An 18,330-nucleotide genomic window follows, 5' to 3' on the forward strand; every position below is an offset into this window, starting at 1 on the left:
CTCAATGACGACACCGAAGACGACAACACCGAAGACCAACGCGGTCGAATTCGATACGTCCGGGCTGGACGTATGGACCGATCCGGAGCACTTCGAGGTGACAGCCGAGCGCATCGCCGAATATGCGGCTGCCACCAACGATCCCATCGAGCGACACCTGAAGGGCGAGATCGCTCCACCGGTCTTCGCGGTGGTACCCGTCTTCATGTCGATGGCACCCGCTGCGCTGTCGGTGGCGCCGGTCGAACTGCTGATGAAGCTCGTTCACGGTGAGCAGGACTTCCTGTTCCACCGTCCGATCTACCCCGGTGACCACCTTGTCGCTCGTGCCAAGCCCATCGGATTCGAGGGCCGGGACAACGGATCCACCGTCGTCATCTACGTCGAAACCAAAACCGACAAGGGTGAATTGGTCAACGAGCAGTGGATGACGGCCTTCTTCCGCAAGGTCGACGCGGGCCCCGGACTAGGCGAGAAGGCTCCCGAACACCGATTCGACGACGCTCTTCGCGCTGGTAGTCCCGCAGCGGTGGTGAACCAGCATATCGACGAGGACCAGACATTCCGGTATTCACCGGCTTCCGGCGATCCGATGCCGATCCACCTCGACGAGGAGATCGCTCGGATGTCCGGTCTCCCCGGAATCATCAACCACGGACTGTGCACGATGGCGTTCACGTCGTGGGGAGCCCTGACCGAACTGGCAGGCGGCGAGACCGAGCGGTTGCGCCGTCTCGCAGTGCGATTCGCGAAACCCGTACTCCCGACCCAGGACATCGAGACGGTGTTCCACAAGTCGGGTTCGGCAGACGGAGCCACGTCGTACTCGTACGAAACCAGCGCGGTCGGTGACCTCGTCATCAAGGACGGCCTCGCGGTCATCGCCGAAAAATGAGTCTTCATGTCCGACAACTGAACTGATGGGAATCTGAACTGATGGGAAGTCTCGACGGTCGCGTAGCGATCATCACCGGAGCAGGACGCGGCATCGGCCGTGAGCATGCGCTGCTCTTCGCTCGTGAGGGTGCGAGCGTCGTGGTCAACGATCTCGGCGGCGCAAACGACGGATCGGGCGCAGATGCCGGCCCCGCGCAGCAGGTAGTCGACGAGATCGTCGCTGCAGGCGGCAAAGCCGTCGCCAACACCGACAACATCGCCACCTGGGACGGCGCCGAGGGCCTCGTCAAGCAGGCCGTCAGTGAGTTCGGCCGACTCGACGTTCTGGTCAACAACGCGGGTATTCTTCGTGACGCCTTCATCGCGGGTATGGACGAGAGCCAGTGGGATGCAGTCATTGCCGTGCACCTCAAGGGGCACGCGGCGACGCTGCACCACGCTGCCGCCTACTGGAAGGACCAGAGCAAGGCAGGGGAGACCGTCAACGCTTCGGTCATCAACACGGCTTCGGCTTCGGGTACCTTCATGCCCAACGCGGGCCAGGGCAACTACGGCGCCGCCAAGGCGGGCATCGCAGCCCTGACTCTGGTGGCCGCTGACGAGCTCGATCGATACGGCGTGCGTGTCAACGCTATTGCGCCGATCGCGCGTACTCGGCTGACGCTGGCGACACCCGGTATGGGCGCGTTGTTCGCCGCCGAGGTCCCCGAGGGTGAGTTCGACGCGTTTGCGCCGTCCAACATCTCCCCGTTGGTGGCCTATCTTGCAGCAGCGGACTGCAAGCTGACCGGCAAGGTGTACGCAGTCCAAGGCGGGGCTATCACGGAACTCGCGGGCTGGCACGGCGTTAACACCATCGAGAGCGAGGGTCCCTGGACCACCGCCGACCTCGCAGAACGTCTGTAAGCGCATGGCACGCAACGCATACGAACTCGGTCTCGGGCTGAGTGAGGAGCACACCGCGCTTGCAGATTCGGTGCGGTCCTTCGCCGAGCGCACCATCACCACCGAGCAGGTTCGCGCGGCCGTGGAGTCGAGGACCGAGGACAAGTTCCCGCAGTTCTGGCCGGCACTCGTTGGGCAGGACCTTCTCGGGCTCGCGGTTCCGGAAGAGCAGGGTGGTCACGGCGCCGGTCTGCTGACCTTGGCGGTGGCACTGGAAGCATTGGGCCGCACTGTCTCTCCCGGCCCGTTTGTTCCGACGGTATTGGCAAGCGCCGTTCTCGGCGCCGCTGATTCCAAGGCGGGACCTGAGTTCCTGCCCGGCCTGATCGACGGAAGTCGTACGGCAGCAGTCGCCTTGGGTGCACCGTTGACGGCCGAGTCGTCGGACGGCGGATACAAGATCACGGGCGCACTCGACGGTGTGCTCGGTGGTGAACACGCCGACGTGCTGCTGGTCCCGGTCCAGTTGCCCGAGGGTGTCCGCTACGCGGTGCTCGAGAGCAGCGCAGTCGCGATCACCGTGCAGGACAGCATCGACGTGCTGCGCGGCAGTGCGCGGATCGAAGCTGACAATGTTCAGATCAGCGCCGAACGGATACTCGACGGTCTCACCGAGGTGCAGGTACGCTCCATTGCCGCCGTAGTTCTCGGCGCCGAAGACGTCGGCGTCATGTCCTGGTGTGCGTCCACCGCGTCGGAGTACGCCAAGACCCGCGTGCAGTTCGGGCGACCCATCGGCCAGTTTCAGGGCGTCAAGCACAAGTGCGCGCAGATGGGCATTGCGCTCGAGCAGGCACGCGCCGTTGTGTGGGATGCGGCAAGCGCATTGGACAAGGGCGACGACACGGCAGATTTTGCCGCCGATATCGCCGCAGTCATCGTGCCGGACGCCGCAGTGCAGGTAGCGCAGGATTGTGTGCAGGTCCACGGCGGCATCGGATTCACATGGGAGCACGACGCCCACCTGTACTACCGCCGCGCGCTCTCGATCCGCGGCATTCTCGGCACCCGCGAGGATCGTGCCAACCGTGTTGCGCAGCAGGCACTTGACGGTGTCAGCCGAGCTTCGGTTCTCGAACTACCGCCAGAGGCAGAAGAGATCCGCGGCGACATCGCGGCCGAGCTTGCCAAGTTGGTTGATCTCGACGAGGACGACCAGCTGATCGCGCTCGGCGACGGTGGCTGGGTTCAGCCACATCTGCCGAAGCCGTACGGGCGCAGCGCCGCTCCGCTCGAGCAGATCGTCATCTCGCAGGAGATCAAGGCTGCGGGTATCTCGATGCCGCAGCTCCTGATGGGAACTTGGGCCGTGCAGGCCGTCGTAGCGCATGGTTCGGACAAGCAGAAGCAAGAACTGGCAGTACCGACCCTGCAGGGTGAGCTGGTGTGGTGCCAGCTCTTCAGTGAGCCAGGCGCGGGTTCCGATCTTGCGTCATTGTCGACGAAGGCCGAAAAGGTCGACGGCGGTTGGAAGATCACCGGTCAGAAGATCTGGACCACGGTTGCGCAGTTCTCCGACTGGGCAATGCTGATCGCCCGTACGGACGCCACCAAGCCGAAGCATCAGGGCATCACTTACTTCGTCCTGGACATGTCGACGCCGGGCATCACCGTCCGGCCGCTCCGCGAGATGACGGGTTCGGCGCTGTTCAACGAGGTCTTCCTCGACGACGTGTTCATCCCCGACGAAAACGTCGTCGGCGAGGTCAACGACGGCTGGAACGTCGCCCGTACGACGCTGGCGGGCGAGCGCGTCGCGCTGAGCCAGAAGATGGAGGCGTACGCCTCGGACTCCGATCTACTGAAGTTCGCGAAGTCAGCAGACCTGAGCCCGATCGGACGCTACCGCGTCGGTGAGCTGGTTGCCGAGAGTCAAGCCATCGACCTCATCGGTTCCCGCGTTGTGCTCAAGCAACTTTCGGGAATCGACGTGAGTACGACGTCGAGTGTCGGCAAGCTGTTGGCGATGAAGATCAGCCAGTCGATCGCCGAGTTCGTCGTCGCCGAACTGGGTGCTGCTGGAGCGGTCAGCATCCCAGGTCAGCCAAGCGACAAGGCGATGGAGCAGCTCATTTCGGGCCGTGCCACCACCATTTACGGTGGGACAACCGAGGTGCAGCTCAACGTGATCGGTGAGCGCATGCTCGGATTGCCGCGAGACTGAGGGTATTTATCGGGTGGGGCTCAGTCCTGGATTCTTCTCCAGGGCTGAGCCTCTTCCAGTTCGAAGGCCAATTCGAGGAGCGTGCGCTCGTCGCCGAGGTCGGCGGAGAAATGTGAAGCCAACGGCAGACCATTGCTGGTCTGGTGCATCGGTAGTGAAATCGCGGGACCGCCGGAAATGTTGTTCAGAGGCGTGAACGACGTGTACGCGATCAGCTTGTCGAAGAGTTCCTCGAAAGGCTGAGCGGGAGAGAGGTATCCGAGCTCGGGAATGGTGTGTCCCAGAGCCGGTGAGAGCACGACGTCGTACTTCAAGAACATGGCCGAGTACTGCTGCTGGAGGCGTCGGAGGCGGTAGAGCACTCGCGGCGTCTTCGCGATGTTCTTCCGGTACAGCGTGTACAGACCCTTGGTGAGATTGTCGGTTGCGGACTTGTCGAAGTCGGATCCGAGCATCTGTTTGCCGCCGGTGGAGATGGCAAACGAGAGAAAGCCCCAATAAATGCTGAAATCGTCGATGAATTGCGGGCCGACCGGCAACGCCGCATCCTCGACGTGATGGCCAAGGCCGGCAAGAAGTTCGGCAGTAGCTTCGACGGACTTGCGCGTCTCGTCGTCGGTCTTGGTGACCGTCACGGAATCGGTGATCACGCCGACGCGCAATCGTGTGGAGCTCGGTCCTTCGATCAGCCGAACCGGTGCGAGTCGCGGATTGCGGTAGTAACTTTCAGCCGCAGACATCCATCGTGCAGTGTCGCGAACCGTGCGGGTGACAGCGCCCTGAGCGATCAGCCGGATCGGCATCGACTTGTCGGCCGGATCGGCGATGGTGCGGCCGCGGGTGGGTTTGAGTCCGACCAGCCCGCAGGCAGCGGCGGGAATCCGGATCGATCCACCGCCGTCGTTTGCGTGCGCGATCGGGAGTACGCCGGCCGCAACAAGCGCGGCAGCGCCGCCCGAGGACGCACCGGATGAATACGCCGGATTCCACGGGTTGTGGACTGGTTCTTCAGTCATGTACTCGGTGGACGCGCTGAATCCGAATTCCGGCAGTCGAGATTTGCCGATCGAAATGGCCCCGGTGGAGAGGAACTGCTTCGCGAAATCGCTGTCTGCCTTGGCGGGGACTGCGGTGAAAGCCTTGCTGCCCTGCTGGGTTGGAAGGCCGGCGCTGTCGGTGTTGTCTTTGATCGCGGTGGGGACACCGGCGAAGACGCCCGTGGCCGGCCGGCTGCTCCTGGCGAGGGCGCGGTCGAAATCAGCGCAGGCCAGGGCGTTCAACGGCCCCTGAACTGTCTCGGCGCGCGCGATCGATGCCTCCATGACTTCCCGAGCAGTCACCTCGCCGGATTCGATTCGGGCGGCGACACCGGTGGCGTCGAGATCGCCCAGGGCGTCGTTGGTGAATGTGTGGACTTGGATCTTGGCGCTCATGGGAATCCTCGATAGACGGCGGCAGGTCGCCCATCCAGAGTATTGGACGAGCGACCTGCATGGTGCCGATATTGGATATCCAGGTATCAGCTTCCGAAGATGCTTGTCACGTGTTCAACTGCCTGCGGTGCCTGCTGGGGAAGGAACTGCTGCGGGATGAACTGCTGCAGCGTGCCCTGCGGAATGAACTGACCCGCGCCGCCCTGCTGGAAGTTCGTAACCATCGGGTGGATGACGTTGTTGAATACATCGTTGAACATGTGTTGCGTCCTTTGGTAACAGCGTTTTTCGAACTTCTGACTCCATCGACACTAAGCACGGTTCGAGTGAGTTTCAACGAAAATTGCTGATACACAGTCAAGTTCAAGTTCATTGCCAGCTGGGGGTCAGGAACGGGCCCACCTTCACAGCTTCGACGCGCTGCCGTGCAGGTTCTTGGCCGTCGGGGATGTCTCGACGGATTTGGGATCGGGATACGTGCCCAGTACGCGGTCGGCAGTTCCCGCGGTGGTGACCGTGAACCAGTAGTGCTCGTTCTTGAAATGGTGGTTGCGATGGTTGCGCCAAACCGACCGGTAGAGAGCAGTTTTCGGCTTGTAGTCACTGTGGATGAGGAAGTGCGTCCACTCGTAGCCGAGGCCGAGTACGGAAATGCAGGTCAGGAACGTCAGGCCGAGTTCGATGCGGGGAAACGCCAGGAGCGCGGCGGCTGTCAGGACGGGAATTACGATCAGGAGCGTCTGCCACGGAATGAAGACGAGTGAGACGGTTCGCGGAGCGAAATGGTGCTCCCGATGGCTGCGTGCCAGCCGTGAATCGAGTGTGATGCTGGCAATGGTCCGCGGCTTCCAATGCAGAACGAAGACGTGAATGATCCACTCCACGAACGGGAATGCGGCGATCATCACGAGCGGAACGAGTGCGTCGGTGATCTGCCAGTCGCCCAGCATGATGCGCGCCGCCGTTGCGAGCACCAGCATGGCGCCGATCATCCACGGCGTCGGTGACTTGCGAAACGTCCGTGCGGCATCGGCCAGAGTGAGAGGCTTGCTCATGGTTTCAGTCCTTCCAGGAAGGTGAGAGCGTCGCCGATTGCCGTCGTGCCGGTGTGGAGGAGCTGCGCGGCTAGAGTTTCGGCGGTGGCCTCGTCGTGTGAAGTGATGGCGGAGGCCAGTTTTCGATATAGTTCGGTCTGGCCGACTTCGGCAACCATGACGGAGGCAAGTGCCGTCATGGCCGGTTCGTAAGCGGTGCGCAGGCTGTTGAAGATCAAGCGGAAGGCAATGGAATCCGCGCTGTCGACCACGACATCCCAGAACGCCAGAGCGCGGTCTTGCAGCTCCACTGGATCTTCCGTCGCGCCAAGATGTTCCACGGCCGCGCGGAGTTCTTCGGCCGATTCCGGGGTAATGCGACGAGCTGCCAATACTGCGATCTGCGGCCCCATCAACTCGCGGGTTTCGAGGACGCTGCGCACCACGGTCAGGTCGGGGACGCCGTCGCGTATCAGCAATTGGGGGAGAAGTTCGGGTCCGGCCTGGCGCCGGAAATCGCGCACCGACGTGGATTCACCTTGGCGGACTTCGACGAGTCCCGCTTGGGCGAGCTTCTGAATTGCCTCTCTTACTGCGGGGCGGGAGACCCCGAATGCGTCGGCCAGCTTGCGCTCACTCGGGAGATTTTCGCCTGCCGCAAGCTCTCCAGCCAGCACTTTCACCGAAATCTGATCGAACACTGCGCCGGAAGCCGAGGTACGTGCAACGGGTTGGAACATGTACTGACGATAAGCCCCTACTGGCAAGAGGTCAAGTGGTCAGACCAGTTCTCTTGGCGTGAAAGAAACAACGCTTGACCAATAATCTTCACCGGAACTCCGCAGGTGAGGGTAGTTTTTAGGTCATCCTAATTTCCGTTACTGTCAGGACACTCATGACGCCACTTCTCTTGCCGACGCTCGATACCGACGCCGAATTCGCTCGCATCACTGCTGCTCTCACCCGTCGCGGTTTCCTCGGGGCGGGCGCATTAGCCGGGATCGGATTACTCACGGCTTGCGGAACCAGTTCGAGCGAAACGGCCGAAGGCGAGATGCGCACGATCACCACCGTCAACGGCCGGGTGGAGGTGCCCGTTAATCCGCAACGGGTGGTCAGCGCCGATTACTACACGGGCCCCGCGATGTTCGATGCCGGATTCACACCCGTCGGACTGCCGGTGGATTACGAGAACGCCGACGGTGTCCCGGAGCCCTATGCGTCCGCTCTGCGGTCTCTCCCGAAGGTGGGGCGCTGGTACGAGCCGAACGCCGAGGCGATAGCGGCTTTGTCTCCCGACTTGATCGTGATGACCAACCTGCTTTCGGAGAACAACCCGGATCTTTACGAGCAGATCCGGTCGATCGCACCGACCGCGGTTTTTGCCGAAGACGGCCAGTACGCGTGGAAGGAACGTGCCCTCGGGGTCGCGGACGCGCTCAACCAGAGCGCGAAGGTTCAGGAGTTGGCCGACCGGTATGAGGCGCGGATCGCGAAGTTCCGCAGCGACAACGCTGATGTGTTGAGCAAGGTGAAGGTCGTCTACACCACGTACTTCGAGGAGAGTGGTTTCTCGCTGTACTCGCCGACCAAGTATCAGACGACGGTCATCAGCGAGGCCGGATTCCAGTTCAACGACCGCTCACTCGCAATTCCCGCCGGCAGCAACGAGTGGTTCCCGAAGGAGCAGTTGGAGCTACTCGACGAGGCCGACGTCATCATAACCAACAGTGGTAAGGGCCCCATCAACGAGAAGTTGGCGAACGACACCATCTTCCAGCGTCTGCGCGCCGTCAAGAACGATCAGGTGTACTCGTTCGACTACGAGGGCGTCGCCTCATTCGGTTGGGCCCTTAGCTTCCTCGAGCAGTTCCAGCCGATCGCCGAGGAGATCAGAACCAAGCTCTGATCTCCTCAGCCATCACGAGGAAGCTGGCGTCACCACATCCAACCTCGGTTGATGGTGGTCGGTGTATGCCCACGGGCGGATCTTCTCCAGTGCTTTGCCGATCCGGAACACGGTCGGTTCGTCGTAGGTGTGGCCGACGATCTGGACGCCCGTGGGCACGCCGTTGTATGCGTGTCCACTGGGCACCGCTAGTACGGGACACCGATTGGCGACGTTGAACGGCAACGTGAGAAGTGCTTCGGCGGTGGTGTTCACGTGCTGGCCCGCAACCATGAGGCCGTCGAGCAAAGACTCGCCTGCCGGGAAGGCGATGGTGCCCGAAGTCGGGCAGATCAGCGCATCGAATGGAGCCATCGCCTCGGCGAGCTCTCGTTGCATCTGGGCTTCTTTGCGAAGGCCGTCCAGAAATGACATTTCCGCAGCGCCCTTCGACGTGATCGCGACGTTGTCTAGTGTGTAGTCGGCAAGAAGATCACCGTGGGCCCGAGCAACTTCCGCGACGGATGCACCCATGATCGTTCCGAAATGGACTTTCACTGCTGCTGCCATCGAGTCGCGAGTCCACGGCAGTTCGATCTCCTCGACTATCGCCCCTGCATCGACCAACGGCTGGGCGAGCGCCCGTGTGTTCGCCTCGATGTCAGGTTCGATCGGGAAGTCACCGAGCCGTAGGCACAGGGCAATTCGCATTCCCTCGACCGACGGGTACTCGTGTGGCAGCGTGATCGCCGGCCTCAGGGAAGAATGGTCACGCGGATCCGGACCGATCAGAACGTTGGCCAAAAGAATTGCGTCGTCAACAGTTCGGGCCATGGGACCGTCGCCACGGTAGGAATCCATGGACAGCGGGGCGACCCCGGGAATACGGCCGTACGACGCTTTGAGTCCGACGGTGCCGGTGAAGCCTGCTGGACCTCGCGTCGACCCGCCGATATCGGATGCTGTTGCCAAAGTGGTAGTTCCGGCGGCGAGTGCGGCACCGGCTCCTCCGGATGAGCCGCCCGGACTGTAGTCGAGGTTCCAGGGATTGCGGGTCACGCCCCACAGTGGAGAGTGTGTGAACGCCGCGACGCAGAACTCCGGCGTCGTGGTGCGTGCGTGAATCAGGCCGCCTGCTGCCAGAACTCGATCGATCACCGGCGCGTTCTCGCGGGCGATGTTTCCGCGTGTCGCCAGCGAACCTTCGGTCAGAGACTTTCCGGCAATAGAATGTTTTTCCTTGGCTGCTACCGGAATTCCCTCCAACGGCCGCGGGTCGGGCCCGTGGCCGAGATATCGGCTCTCAGCTTCCCGAGCGCCCGCGAGTGCCTCGTCGAACATCTCTTCGGTGAAGGCATTGATGTGAGGTTCGAACTTCTGGGTTCGGTCGACGACTGCTTGTAGCAGCTCGACCGGAGACAATTCTCGCGTGCGAAAGTGTGCAATAGCTTCGGTGGCGCTGAGGTAATGCAGGTCGTCTGACATGGCGTTATCTCCCTGGAGAAATATGTGTAGGAATCACGCGCTTCGCGCAAGGGCGCCCAGTGCGGCCGCAGTTATAGCCGTGACACCTTCGGGTAGTGCCGCGGCCGGATCCGGTGCGAAGCGCGGTGAGTGATTCGAGGGTGTGCCGGGAGGAATCCGTCCCTCGGCGAGTGCGGCGAGAGCTCTTTCGTCGAAACTGCGAAGCGCCGTCCCGCCGAAATGCCAGAATACGGAGGGGCATTGGGCAGCAGTGCCGAAAACTCCGAAGTCCTCGCTGCCTGAAAGCGGTTGCGGCAGGGTGTGCATCCCCAATCCGGCCCGGCGTAGGTCGGACATCACCGTGGACGTTGCGTCCGGAGTGTTGACCGTGGCCGGAAAGCCGTTGTACGCATGAACGTCCGGCGGTTCGGTGGCGCCTGCTCCGTCTGCTTCTGCACGAGCGATCCGGCGTACCGACTCGAGCATGTGTTCTCGCGACGATGCACTGAAAGTTCGCAGGCTGAGTAGTAGTTCGGCGTCGTCGGCAATGATGTTCGCAGCTGTGCCGGCGTGCAATGCTCCCACCGTGAGCACCGGTGCTGTCGGGGTTGCCGCTTCATGAGCGACCAGACTTTGAAGGCGCAGCGCGAAAGATGCTGCCATCAACAAGGGGTCGATGCACGCGTACGGCGAGGACGCATGTCCACCACGGCCGTGAAAAACCACTCGAATCGTGTCGGATGCTGCCATCAAGATGTCGGGTTTGCTGACCAGCATCCCGGCCGGAGTCGGGCCCACGTGTTGTCCCAGGCAGAGGTCCGGTCGAGGGAAGCGGTCGAAGATTCCGTCGTCGACCATCGCACGAGCGCCGGAGCCGGTCTCCTCGGCAGGCTGGAAGACCGCGACAACAGTCCCGGTGATCGACGTCGGATCCGCGGAAAGTGCTGCGCACGTGGCAAGTAGCGCGGTCACATGGACGTCGTGGCCGCACGCATGCATCACGCCATCGGTCTTGGAGGCGTAGGACAGACCAGTGTCTTCTGCGACCGGCAACGCGTCCATGTCGGCGCGTAGCAGGATGACCGGACCGCTGCTCCCTTCGAGGACACCGACGACACCCGTGCCGCCGACTCCGACCGTGACGTCCCAGCCGCCGATCCGCCGAAGTTCTTCGGCAACAATTGCGGCAGTGCGAGTTTCGTCTCCGGACAACTCGGGGTGTGCGTGCAGGTCCCGGTACAGATCGAACCAGTGCGGCTCGACGGTTCGTAACCGCGACGGGTCTCCGAATTCAAGGTTCGAAAGCAGTTGGTTCATGGTCGATCTTCTTTCGATTGGTGGTGTTCAGTTGGCGGTTTTCAGTTGCACCAGGTTCAGCATCTTTTCTCGGGTCTGCGGCGCTGCCATTACCGCGATGATCGCCACGATGGGCCCGAGCGCGAGAGATACGAACGCCGCTGACCAGGAGAGATGGTCCACGATGAATCCGAACACCAGCGGTGCGACTATTCCGGCGACCATGCCGCCGAAAATGATCATCGACGAGGCGGCCCCGACCACCGAAGAAGGCAGGCTACGAAGTGGTAGTGCAAAACACGGCATGAAAGCGAAAGAGGCAGCGGCTGATCCGAGAGTGACGAGAACGACGAACAAGGCTGTGTTGGAGACGAAAGGAATCGAAACGAGCATCACGATGCAGGCGAGCATGGACGGCACTACGACGATGCGGCTGTTGCCTTCCAGTCGATCCGAGATTCGGCCGCCGATGACGGTGGTTACGGCGGCCACCACGGTTGCCGGGATGAGCAGGAGGCTTGCACTCGAGAGGGCGATTCCTCGTTCGTCATGGAGGTAGGACGGAACCCAGGACGACATCCCCCAGATCACGAAGTCGTATCCGAAGAACATCAAGGCGAAGAGCCACATCGCGCGGGAGCGAAGTACGGTGCGCATGTTGTCCCAGGAGGAATCCGGACCGTGGTCGATCTCCGCCGGAAGTGCTGGAGGGAGCCACAACTTGATGCTGACGAGCGAGAGTACGCCGAGCGCCGCGACGGCCAGAAACATCCCACGCCAGCCGATCAACGGGAGAAGCGCTGCCGCAACGACAATGGCGAGAAGCGTACCGACGGCGTTGGAACTGTTCATCCATCCGGTTGCGGTGGCACGTTGCTCCGGGATGCTGCGTTCGGCAACCAGCTTTACTGCGGCTGCCGGAAACACGCCCTGTGCGAGACCGAAGAGAAAGCGAACAACCAGAAGCGTCCCGAACGACCACGCAAGGGCGGTGAGGCCGGTGAAGACACTCCACGCCACCAACCCGATCAGAGCCATCCGGACTGCGCCGTATCGATCGGCGAGCAGTCCACCAGGTAGTTGGGCCAGTGTGTATGCAATGAAGAACGTGGAGATGATCAACCCGCGCTGGGAGTAGTCGAGATCGAACTCCTCACCGAGCAAGGGGAGGGCGAGGTTGATCGCCAGCCGATCTATGTAGTCGATCGCGTAGGCGACGAACAGCAGCGCGACCGTGACTTTGGTGGAGCGAAGCACTGGGCCTCCAAGTGGTGAACCTGTGAAGTGATTCACATATCTTTGGCAAACAGGCAGGGATCACCGGCCGGAATGCAGTAATCCGGCAATACTTGGCAGATGAAGCCGGAATCCGACGAATTTGTCATCGCGGAATCTGATCTGGAGATCATCAATGCACTCCAACTCAACCCCCGCGCGTCGTGGACGCAGTTGTCGTCGGTACTCGACATGGATTCGACGACGATCGCCCGCCGGTGGCGTCGACTCGTCTCGAACGGTCATTCCTGGGTCAACGCGGTCGCAATCGGTCGAACCCACATATTCGGCTATCTCCTGATCAGGACGACTCAGGATGCGGTTGCCGACGTGGGGGAGAGGTTACGTGAGCTGGCCTGCGCTTATCTGTTGGCCAGGACGGAAGGTGAGTACGAGTACTTCGTCGGAGTTGTGGCCGCCGACCAGAAGAGTTTGGACGCCTTGGTGTGTGAGCACCTTGCTGCCGATCCTGGAATCTTGTCGATCAGAAGCCGGGTCGGGGTGAAGGTGTACCGAGACGGCTTCAGTTGGGAGCCGGGCGCTCTGGGGCAAGCAGGTCGCGCTCAGCTGGCAACCGCTGCGGCGCCGGCAGATCCGACAGTGTTCCGTGAGTCCGACGGTGCCCTGTTGGAGGCGCTCGGCCGAGACGGACGTGCCAGCTATGCGCGTCTCGCCGCGATTTGTGGAACGAACGAGACTGCGATTCGACGGCGCTTGGCCCAGCTGACTGCATCGCAACAGTTGATTTTCCGCTGCGATGTCTCGCAACAGGCTGTCGGTTCACCGTTCGAAGTGATCTTCGATGTCGCTGTGGACGGTTCCGCCGACGAACTCGGCAATCTTGTGTCGAGTTGGCCGGAGATCAGATTGTTGGTGGCGACCACCGGAACAGCGAACATGTTGATCAGCGTGTGGCTGAGCAGCCTCGCGCAGAGTCTTGTCGTCGAGGATCGACTCCGCCGAATCGGTAGTGTGCGGATCCTCGATCGACGTGTCTCGCTGTACCCGATGAAGCGATTCGGTCAGCTACTCGGTCCCAACGGAGTAGCAGAAGGTCATGTGCCGGTCGCGATTTGGGGTGCCGACGACATTCTTCGATGAGCCTCAGTCGATCGGGGTCCGATTGTCGTCGACGAGGTGTGGATCGGAGTCGGTCGCGCGGGAGCGCTTCCAAGCCATTCTGGCAAGCGCGCTCACCACCGAGATTCCGAAGACAACAGCGCCACCGATGATGCCGGCGGACGAGTCCGGGAAAATGCCGTCGAGCAGCAGCCAGACACCGAAGACGAAGAACAGCACGGCGGCACCGATCTTGATGAAACCTTCCGGAAGATGTTTTCCGAGAACCGAACCGACGATGATGGCGAGTGCGTCGGCCGCCACCATGCCGATGGTGGACCCGATCCAGATGCCGATCCAGTCGTTATCGGTGGCGAGAGTGATGGTGGCGAGCATCGTCTTGTCGCCGAGTTCGGCCAGGAAGAAGGCCGACGCGACGGCGATGAAAGCGGATCGGGTGACGCGACCGGCCTTGTTCTGCTCGTCCTCGGTGAGATCGTCACCGCGTAGGGTCCAGAGGCCGAAGATCAGGAATGCGATACCGCCGACAATGGAAATTGCCGCCGTGGGAAGTGCGACGCCCAGGTAGTGGCCGACAGCCACTGACACCAGGTGAACAAGTGTGGTGGCGACGGTGATTCCGCCGAGAACTACCCACCAGCGATAGCGCAGCGCAAAGGTCATCGCCATCAGCTGGGATTTGTCGCCGAGTTCGGCGATGAAGATGACGCCGAAGCTCAAAAGTATTGCGGCAAGCAAGATTAACTCCTCCGGTCCGTATCGGTCGGAGGAAATATGGGGCCTCCGGCCTGGACAGACGCAACGGGTGCGCTTGTCCGGCCGAAGGTCTCGCCCACCGAGGCCGTCAAGACCTTCGGTTCGCCAGGCCGGGTGCTTCGCGATCCGCGCCAGGCGGAACGCGTCGAACCAGTATGTCGACACAGGCGATTGGGGGCTACTCCCCTTCGTTGTTACCGAGGTTAGCCTGCATTGCACGAATTGGCAAAGCGCACAGCAAGTTTGGGAGACCGAACTTATCGCTTACCGTTGCCGTCAGCAGGCGAGGAGCATTGCCAAAACTGCGGTGTCGGGATCGCTGATCGGATCGATGCCGACCCGGCTGATCATCGAGACGACAGTCCCGTCGGCCTCAGCTTCCACCCAGGCCGCCCGATGGTCCAAACCGAGGTACGGCAGGCCGGGAAGCAGGACACACCCGGAGGCGCTGCCCTCACATTCCGGCAGGCTGGGCGTCGTTTCGGAGGGTGGGTGCAGCATGATCAGTGCCGGCGGTTGATGCTCGGAAAAACGCCCAGGTGGCAGAGCAAAATCTCCGAGAACCGGTCCTTCGGCCATCACCAATCCCACAGTGCCCGGTTGTGGATCATCCGGGACATCCTCGTGCACGCCGAAAACCGTCGTGGTGGGCAAGAGACCGGGGAGTGATGCGACCCGCACAGCCAATGCGAGCAGTTGCGCCCATTCTTTGGTGGTGTCGGGCCAACGCCCAGAAATGACAAAACCCTGCAACGCTCCGGCTTGCTGGAACGGTGAGATGCCTATCGCTTCATTTCTATTCATCTCTGTTCCTCCCCGAGGTGATGACAGGTAAATCCGGCACACGTCGTTGGGTAGGTAAAATATGCGCCTAAACACTGCTGGCACACAAGAGTAGGAGAGTGCCAGCGGTGATGTGCGCAGGTGCCGCCGGTGGTTTGCGCAGGTGAGGGCGGTGGTATTCACCGGGTATGACTGCCTCGAAGCGCTCGTCGTTGGATGATCTGGCAACGCAGGCCTGGATATTCGGATATCCACTGTTGATAGCGGCGGTCTCACGGGACGTGATGACGGCAACGGCGACGCCGCAGGGCATGAAAGCGCCGCTCAACCAGTTTGCGTACGCGCGGGAAACCCCGGATGCGTCGTTCACGGATGTGGTCTCACCCAACGCGGACACTCTCTACTCGTCGGCGTGGTTGGACTTGCGGACCGAACCGCAGGTCTTGACGTTGCCGGACTTCGGGACGAGGTACTGGCTGGTCCCGATTCTCGACGCGTGGAGCGATGTCTTCACCGTGCCCGGTTCGCGCACTGTAGGTCGCACCGGCGGACCGTACCTCGTGGCGGGTCCGACATGGAAAGGCGAAGTGCCGAGGGGTATGACGCTTCTCCGTTCGCAGACGGCGATGAATTGGATAGTGGCGCGCTACGCAACCTCGGGCGGAACCGACCTGGCCGCGGTACACACGTTGCAGGACGGAACCCGGCTGACACCACTGTCGCAGTGGACGGACCACAAGAATGGGTACACGGCGCCCGAAGGCTCGCTCGACCCGACAGTCGATACGTTCACGCCCCCGGTCGACCAGGTTGCCGCGATGGACGGGCAGGCGTTCTTCACCGCACTCGACGCGCTACTCGACGACAATCCACCGCGTCCCGAGGATTCCGAGATCATGAAGCAGCTCGGCGACATAGGAATCGGGTCGGGACTCGCGTGGGCGTCGCGGCCACCCGAAGTTCGTGATGCGCTGGACCGCGCCGCACGCAGCGGCATGGACCTGCTGCACACGATCGCGGCCGACGCCGAAAGTTCCCCGAAGAACGGTTGGACCATGCACCGCGGGTTGGGGCACTACGGAACGCACTATGCGCAGCGGGCTTTGATCGCGTGGCTGGGATTCGGCGCCAACCTCGACGCGGACGCCGTGTACCCGCATGCCACCACCGACATCGACGGCAATGCCCTGACCGGGGAGAAGAACTACGTCCTGCACTTCGACGAGGACGAGCTTCCGCCGGTCGAAGGTTTCTGGTCGCTCACCATGATGAACGAGCGACAGTTCTTCGTGGACAATCCGATTGATCGATACGCCATCGGTGACCGAAGTGACCTCGAATTCGAGAGCGACGGCAGCCTGAATATCTACATTCAGCACGAGTCTCCAGGCGGTCCGAAGGAAAAGAACTGGTTACCCAGCCCCGCAGACGGATTCAACGTATTCTTGCGACTGTATTGGCCCAAGGCTTCGGTGCTCTCGGGATCGTGGACGGCACCGGGTATTCGTCCGACGAACTGAAATACTCGGAGGCTACTGATGGTCGCAACGAACCCGTTTGTGTTGTACGGCAAAGAGATCTGGTGGATGATCCTGGTCCGCGGAATCTTCGGCGTGATTTTCGGAATCATCGCCCTCGTGTGGCCGGGAATAACCGTAGTGGCCTTGGTTTTCGTGTTCGGTATCTACTCCATCGTGGACGGTGTGGTCACCCTGGTGCGGGCAATCCGTGACCGAGCGCATCTCAGTTCATGGGGGTGGTTCGTCTTCACGGGCGTGGTCTCGGTGGCCGCCGGTGTTGTTGCTTTGGTATGGCCCGGAATCACAGCGGTAGTACTGCTGTACATCATCGCGTTCTACGCCATCCTGTTCGGAATCCTCGGCGTGGTGGGATCTTTCAAGCTCAAGGGCTTGTCAGGCTCCGGGTGGGGATGGCTACTCGCCGCGTCGGTGCTGGCCGTGATCTTCGGAATAATACTGCTCATCTTCCCTGGTGAAGGCATCATCGGCTTGACCTGGTTGCTCGGTTGGTACGCAATATTCTTCGGCATCCTGATGATCGTCGGTGCGTTCCAGATCAGGAGTCGGGCAAAGGAAGCTGGTGTTCTCTAAGCGGGCTCCCGCTCCTGCTCCCGTCCCCGCTCCGGCACCGACCGTCACCGGTGGCGAGCATTGGTCGATTCCGCGCGGGCTGATCGTGCTGCTCGGTGCTGCCGCAACTGTGGTCGCGGTGGCCGGGATGAAGGGCTTCAGCGGGATCCTCGGTCCCGTATTCCTGGCCTTGATGCTCACCGTTGCCGTTCAGCCGATTCAGGATTGGGCACAGAAGCGCGGGTGGCCGAAGTGGCTCGGCATGCTCGGCGCCCTGGTCACGGTGTATTTGATCCTGATCGGACTGGCTGCGTCGTTGGTTGTCTCGACCGCTCAATTGGCCACGATCCTGCCGGAGTACTCCGACAAGATGGGTGCGCTCCTGGACGAGGCTCGAAGTAGTCTGGCTAGCTTCGGAGTTGATACCGAGCAGATCCAAAACACGGTCAGCAGTATCGATCTCACCAAGGTATTGGGCGTGGTCGAGACAGCTCTCGAGGGCCTCCTCGGAGTGTTCTCGGACCTCGTGTTCATTTTGGCGCTACTGCTGTTCATGGCCTTCGACGGCATGAGTATCCGGTCGAGGCTGCATATCCTGGCCGACGAGCGCCCTGAAATCTCCTACGCTCTTTCCACTTTTGCCAAGGGAACCCGCAAGTACCTGGTGGTGTCCACCGTCTTCGGGCTTATCGTTGCGGTGCTGGACGGCGCGGCACTGTGGTTGATGGGGATCCCTCTCCCGATTCTGTGGGCATTGTTGTCGTTCATCACCAACTACATCCCGAACATCGGATTTGTGATCGGCGTGATCCCGCCGGCACTGCTCGGACTCCTCGAGGGCGGACCATGGCTGATGCTGTGGGTGATCGTCGTGTACTCCGTGATCAACTTCGTCATCCAGTCGATCATTCAACCCAAGTTTGTCGGCGACGCCGTTGGTCTGTCGGTGACGATGACCTTCCTCTCGCTCATCTTCTGGTCCTGGGTGTTGGGCGCGCTCGGTGCGCTGCTGGCTATTCCGCTCTCCCTCCTGGTGAAAGCTGTCCTGCTCGACATCGATCCGACAACCCGGTGGGCCGACATCTTGATCAGTGGTCCGAAAGAAGTGAGCAAAACGGCTGGGCCGATAGAGGAACCGGAAGGGAACGACAAGCCGCCCGAAGATCCGGTGATCGCCGGCTGAAGTGACTCTCAGTATTTCTACAAGATCGCCCTCTATCGTCTC

17 protein-coding genes are annotated in these 18,330 nt (G+C 61.5%); 8 read left to right on the forward strand and 9 right to left on the reverse strand.

The genetic code is table 11. The features are described from left to right. Positions 1 to 4: 4 nt before the first annotated feature. The 3 genes from V2B23_RS08320 to V2B23_RS08330 are packed head-to-tail and all read left to right on the forward strand — an operon-like array spanning position 5 to position 4,006. Positions 5 to 895, forward strand: a complete 891-nt coding sequence (locus V2B23_RS08320) for a MaoC/PaaZ C-terminal domain-containing protein (protein WP_430949919.1) — start codon at positions 5 to 7, stop codon at positions 893 to 895. Positions 896 to 936: 41 nt separating this feature from the next. Beyond that, positions 937 to 1,803: an SDR family oxidoreductase gene (locus V2B23_RS08325; protein WP_007735961.1), complete on the forward strand. Its 867-nt coding sequence runs from the start codon at positions 937 to 939 to the stop codon at positions 1,801 to 1,803. A gap of 4 nt (positions 1,804 to 1,807) precedes the next feature. Then, positions 1,808 to 4,006, forward strand: a complete 2,199-nt coding sequence (locus tag V2B23_RS08330) for an acyl-CoA dehydrogenase (protein WP_430949920.1) — start codon at positions 1,808 to 1,810, stop codon at positions 4,004 to 4,006. A 20-nt stretch (positions 4,007 to 4,026) separates the two neighbouring features. On the opposite strand, the gene V2B23_RS08335 is transcribed toward V2B23_RS08330, so the two are convergent. From V2B23_RS08335 to V2B23_RS08350, 4 genes are all read right to left on the reverse strand, one after another. Beyond that, on the reverse strand, positions 4,027 to 5,439 hold the full coding sequence (locus tag V2B23_RS08335; RefSeq protein ID WP_430949921.1) for an amidase: 1,413 nt from the start codon (positions 5,437 to 5,439) through the stop codon (positions 4,027 to 4,029). Between the two features lie 86 nt (positions 5,440 to 5,525). Then, complete coding sequence (locus V2B23_RS08340) at positions 5,526 to 5,699, reverse strand: hypothetical protein (protein WP_415394986.1); 174 nt, start codon at positions 5,697 to 5,699, stop codon at positions 5,526 to 5,528. Positions 5,700 to 5,843: 144 nt separating this feature from the next. After that, positions 5,844 to 6,494, reverse strand: a complete 651-nt coding sequence (locus tag V2B23_RS08345; protein WP_430949922.1) for a sterol desaturase family protein — start codon at positions 6,492 to 6,494, stop codon at positions 5,844 to 5,846. Continuing rightward, positions 6,491 to 7,213, reverse strand: a complete 723-nt coding sequence (locus V2B23_RS08350) for a FadR/GntR family transcriptional regulator (protein ID WP_430949923.1) — start codon at positions 7,211 to 7,213, stop codon at positions 6,491 to 6,493. The genes V2B23_RS08345 and V2B23_RS08350 overlap by 4 nt, the downstream gene beginning before the upstream one ends. Before the next feature lie 155 nt (positions 7,214 to 7,368). Between V2B23_RS08350 and V2B23_RS08355 the strand changes: the two genes are divergently transcribed. Continuing rightward, entirely contained in the window at positions 7,369 to 8,382 is a 1,014-nt protein-coding gene (locus V2B23_RS08355) for an ABC transporter substrate-binding protein (protein ID WP_430949924.1), read from the forward strand. A gap of 12 nt (positions 8,383 to 8,394) precedes the next feature. Here V2B23_RS08355 and V2B23_RS08360 read toward each other — a convergent pair whose 3' ends face one another. From V2B23_RS08360 to V2B23_RS08370, 3 genes are read right to left on the reverse strand one after another with little or no spacing between them, the layout of a single operon-like run. Continuing rightward, positions 8,395 to 9,846, reverse strand: a complete 1,452-nt coding sequence (locus V2B23_RS08360) for an amidase (protein WP_430949925.1) — start codon at positions 9,844 to 9,846, stop codon at positions 8,395 to 8,397. A 33-nt stretch (positions 9,847 to 9,879) separates the two neighbouring features. After that, a complete protein-coding gene (locus V2B23_RS08365; RefSeq protein WP_430949926.1) occupies positions 9,880 to 11,142 on the reverse strand; it encodes an amidohydrolase in 1,263 nt (420 codons plus the stop codon). A 27-nt stretch (positions 11,143 to 11,169) separates the two neighbouring features. Next, a complete protein-coding gene (locus V2B23_RS08370; RefSeq protein ID WP_430949927.1) occupies positions 11,170 to 12,378 on the reverse strand; it encodes an MFS transporter in 1,209 nt (402 codons plus the stop codon). 99 nt (positions 12,379 to 12,477) lie between these two features. On the opposite strand from V2B23_RS08370, the gene V2B23_RS08375 reads away from it, so the two are divergent. Continuing rightward, complete coding sequence (locus V2B23_RS08375) at positions 12,478 to 13,497, forward strand: Lrp/AsnC family transcriptional regulator (RefSeq protein ID WP_430949928.1); 1,020 nt, start codon at positions 12,478 to 12,480, stop codon at positions 13,495 to 13,497. A gap of 3 nt (positions 13,498 to 13,500) precedes the next feature. Here the strand turns inward: V2B23_RS08375 and V2B23_RS08380 are convergent, their stop codons facing one another. Both V2B23_RS08380 and V2B23_RS08385 read right to left on the reverse strand, forming a co-directional pair. Beyond that, positions 13,501 to 14,214 (reverse strand): TMEM165/GDT1 family protein, encoded by a 714-nt coding sequence (locus V2B23_RS08380; protein ID WP_430949929.1) that lies wholly within the window; start codon positions 14,212 to 14,214, stop codon positions 13,501 to 13,503. 294 nt (positions 14,215 to 14,508) lie between these two features. Then, complete coding sequence (locus V2B23_RS08385) at positions 14,509 to 15,036, reverse strand: peptidase (RefSeq protein WP_233364288.1); 528 nt, start codon at positions 15,034 to 15,036, stop codon at positions 14,509 to 14,511. Positions 15,037 to 15,203: 167 nt separating this feature from the next. On the opposite strand from V2B23_RS08385, the gene V2B23_RS08390 reads away from it, so the two are divergent. Genes V2B23_RS08390 through V2B23_RS08400 form a run of 3 tightly spaced genes read left to right on the forward strand, consistent with a single transcriptional unit; the run spans position 15,204 to position 18,288 of the window. Then, positions 15,204 to 16,535 carry a DUF1254 domain-containing protein gene (locus V2B23_RS08390; protein ID WP_430949930.1) on the forward strand — a complete coding sequence of 444 codons (1,332 nt, stop codon included), beginning with the start codon at positions 15,204 to 15,206 and terminating at the stop codon, positions 16,533 to 16,535. 18 nt (positions 16,536 to 16,553) lie between these two features. Then, positions 16,554 to 17,126 carry an HdeD family acid-resistance protein gene (locus V2B23_RS08395; protein ID WP_033235197.1) on the forward strand — a complete coding sequence of 191 codons (573 nt, stop codon included), beginning with the start codon at positions 16,554 to 16,556 and terminating at the stop codon, positions 17,124 to 17,126. Then, positions 17,116 to 18,288, forward strand: a complete 1,173-nt coding sequence (locus V2B23_RS08400) for an AI-2E family transporter (RefSeq protein ID WP_430949931.1) — start codon at positions 17,116 to 17,118, stop codon at positions 18,286 to 18,288. The genes V2B23_RS08395 and V2B23_RS08400 overlap by 11 nt, the downstream gene beginning before the upstream one ends. Positions 18,289 to 18,330: the final 42 nt, after the last annotated feature.

It is taken from the genome of Rhodococcus sp. 24CO (assembly GCF_050586165.1).
Taxonomy (GTDB): domain Bacteria; phylum Actinomycetota; class Actinomycetes; order Mycobacteriales; family Mycobacteriaceae; genus Rhodococcus_F.

Excerpts from the sequence above, each read along its gene's own strand:
- V2B23_RS08395 (WP_033235197.1), top strand. The coding sequence starts at position 16,554 with ATGGTCGCAACGAACCCGTTTGTGTTGTACGGCAAAGAGATCTGGTGG.
- V2B23_RS08355 (WP_430949924.1), top strand. The coding sequence starts at position 7,369 with ATGACGCCACTTCTCTTGCCGACGCTCGATACCGACGCCGAATTCGCT.
- V2B23_RS08320 (WP_430949919.1), top strand. The coding sequence starts at position 5 with ATGACGACACCGAAGACGACAACACCGAAGACCAACGCGGTCGAATTC.
- V2B23_RS08365 (WP_430949926.1), bottom strand. The coding sequence starts at position 11,142 with ATGAACCAACTGCTTTCGAACCTTGAATTCGGAGACCCGTCGCGGTTA.
- V2B23_RS08345 (WP_430949922.1), bottom strand. The coding sequence starts at position 6,494 with ATGAGCAAGCCTCTCACTCTGGCCGATGCCGCACGGACGTTTCGCAAG.
- V2B23_RS08375 (WP_430949928.1), top strand. The coding sequence starts at position 12,478 with ATGAAGCCGGAATCCGACGAATTTGTCATCGCGGAATCTGATCTGGAG.
- V2B23_RS08390 (WP_430949930.1), top strand. The coding sequence starts at position 15,204 with ATGACTGCCTCGAAGCGCTCGTCGTTGGATGATCTGGCAACGCAGGCC.
- V2B23_RS08325 (WP_007735961.1), top strand. The coding sequence starts at position 937 with ATGGGAAGTCTCGACGGTCGCGTAGCGATCATCACCGGAGCAGGACGC.
- V2B23_RS08330 (WP_430949920.1), top strand. The coding sequence starts at position 1,808 with ATGGCACGCAACGCATACGAACTCGGTCTCGGGCTGAGTGAGGAGCAC.
- V2B23_RS08350 (WP_430949923.1), bottom strand. The coding sequence starts at position 7,213 with ATGTTCCAACCCGTTGCACGTACCTCGGCTTCCGGCGCAGTGTTCGAT.
- V2B23_RS08360 (WP_430949925.1), bottom strand. The coding sequence starts at position 9,846 with ATGTCAGACGACCTGCATTACCTCAGCGCCACCGAAGCTATTGCACAC.
- V2B23_RS08385 (WP_233364288.1), bottom strand. The coding sequence starts at position 15,036 with ATGAATAGAAATGAAGCGATAGGCATCTCACCGTTCCAGCAAGCCGGA.
- V2B23_RS08335 (WP_430949921.1), bottom strand. The coding sequence starts at position 5,439 with ATGAGCGCCAAGATCCAAGTCCACACATTCACCAACGACGCCCTGGGC.
- V2B23_RS08340 (WP_415394986.1), bottom strand. The coding sequence starts at position 5,699 with ATGTTCAACGATGTATTCAACAACGTCATCCACCCGATGGTTACGAAC.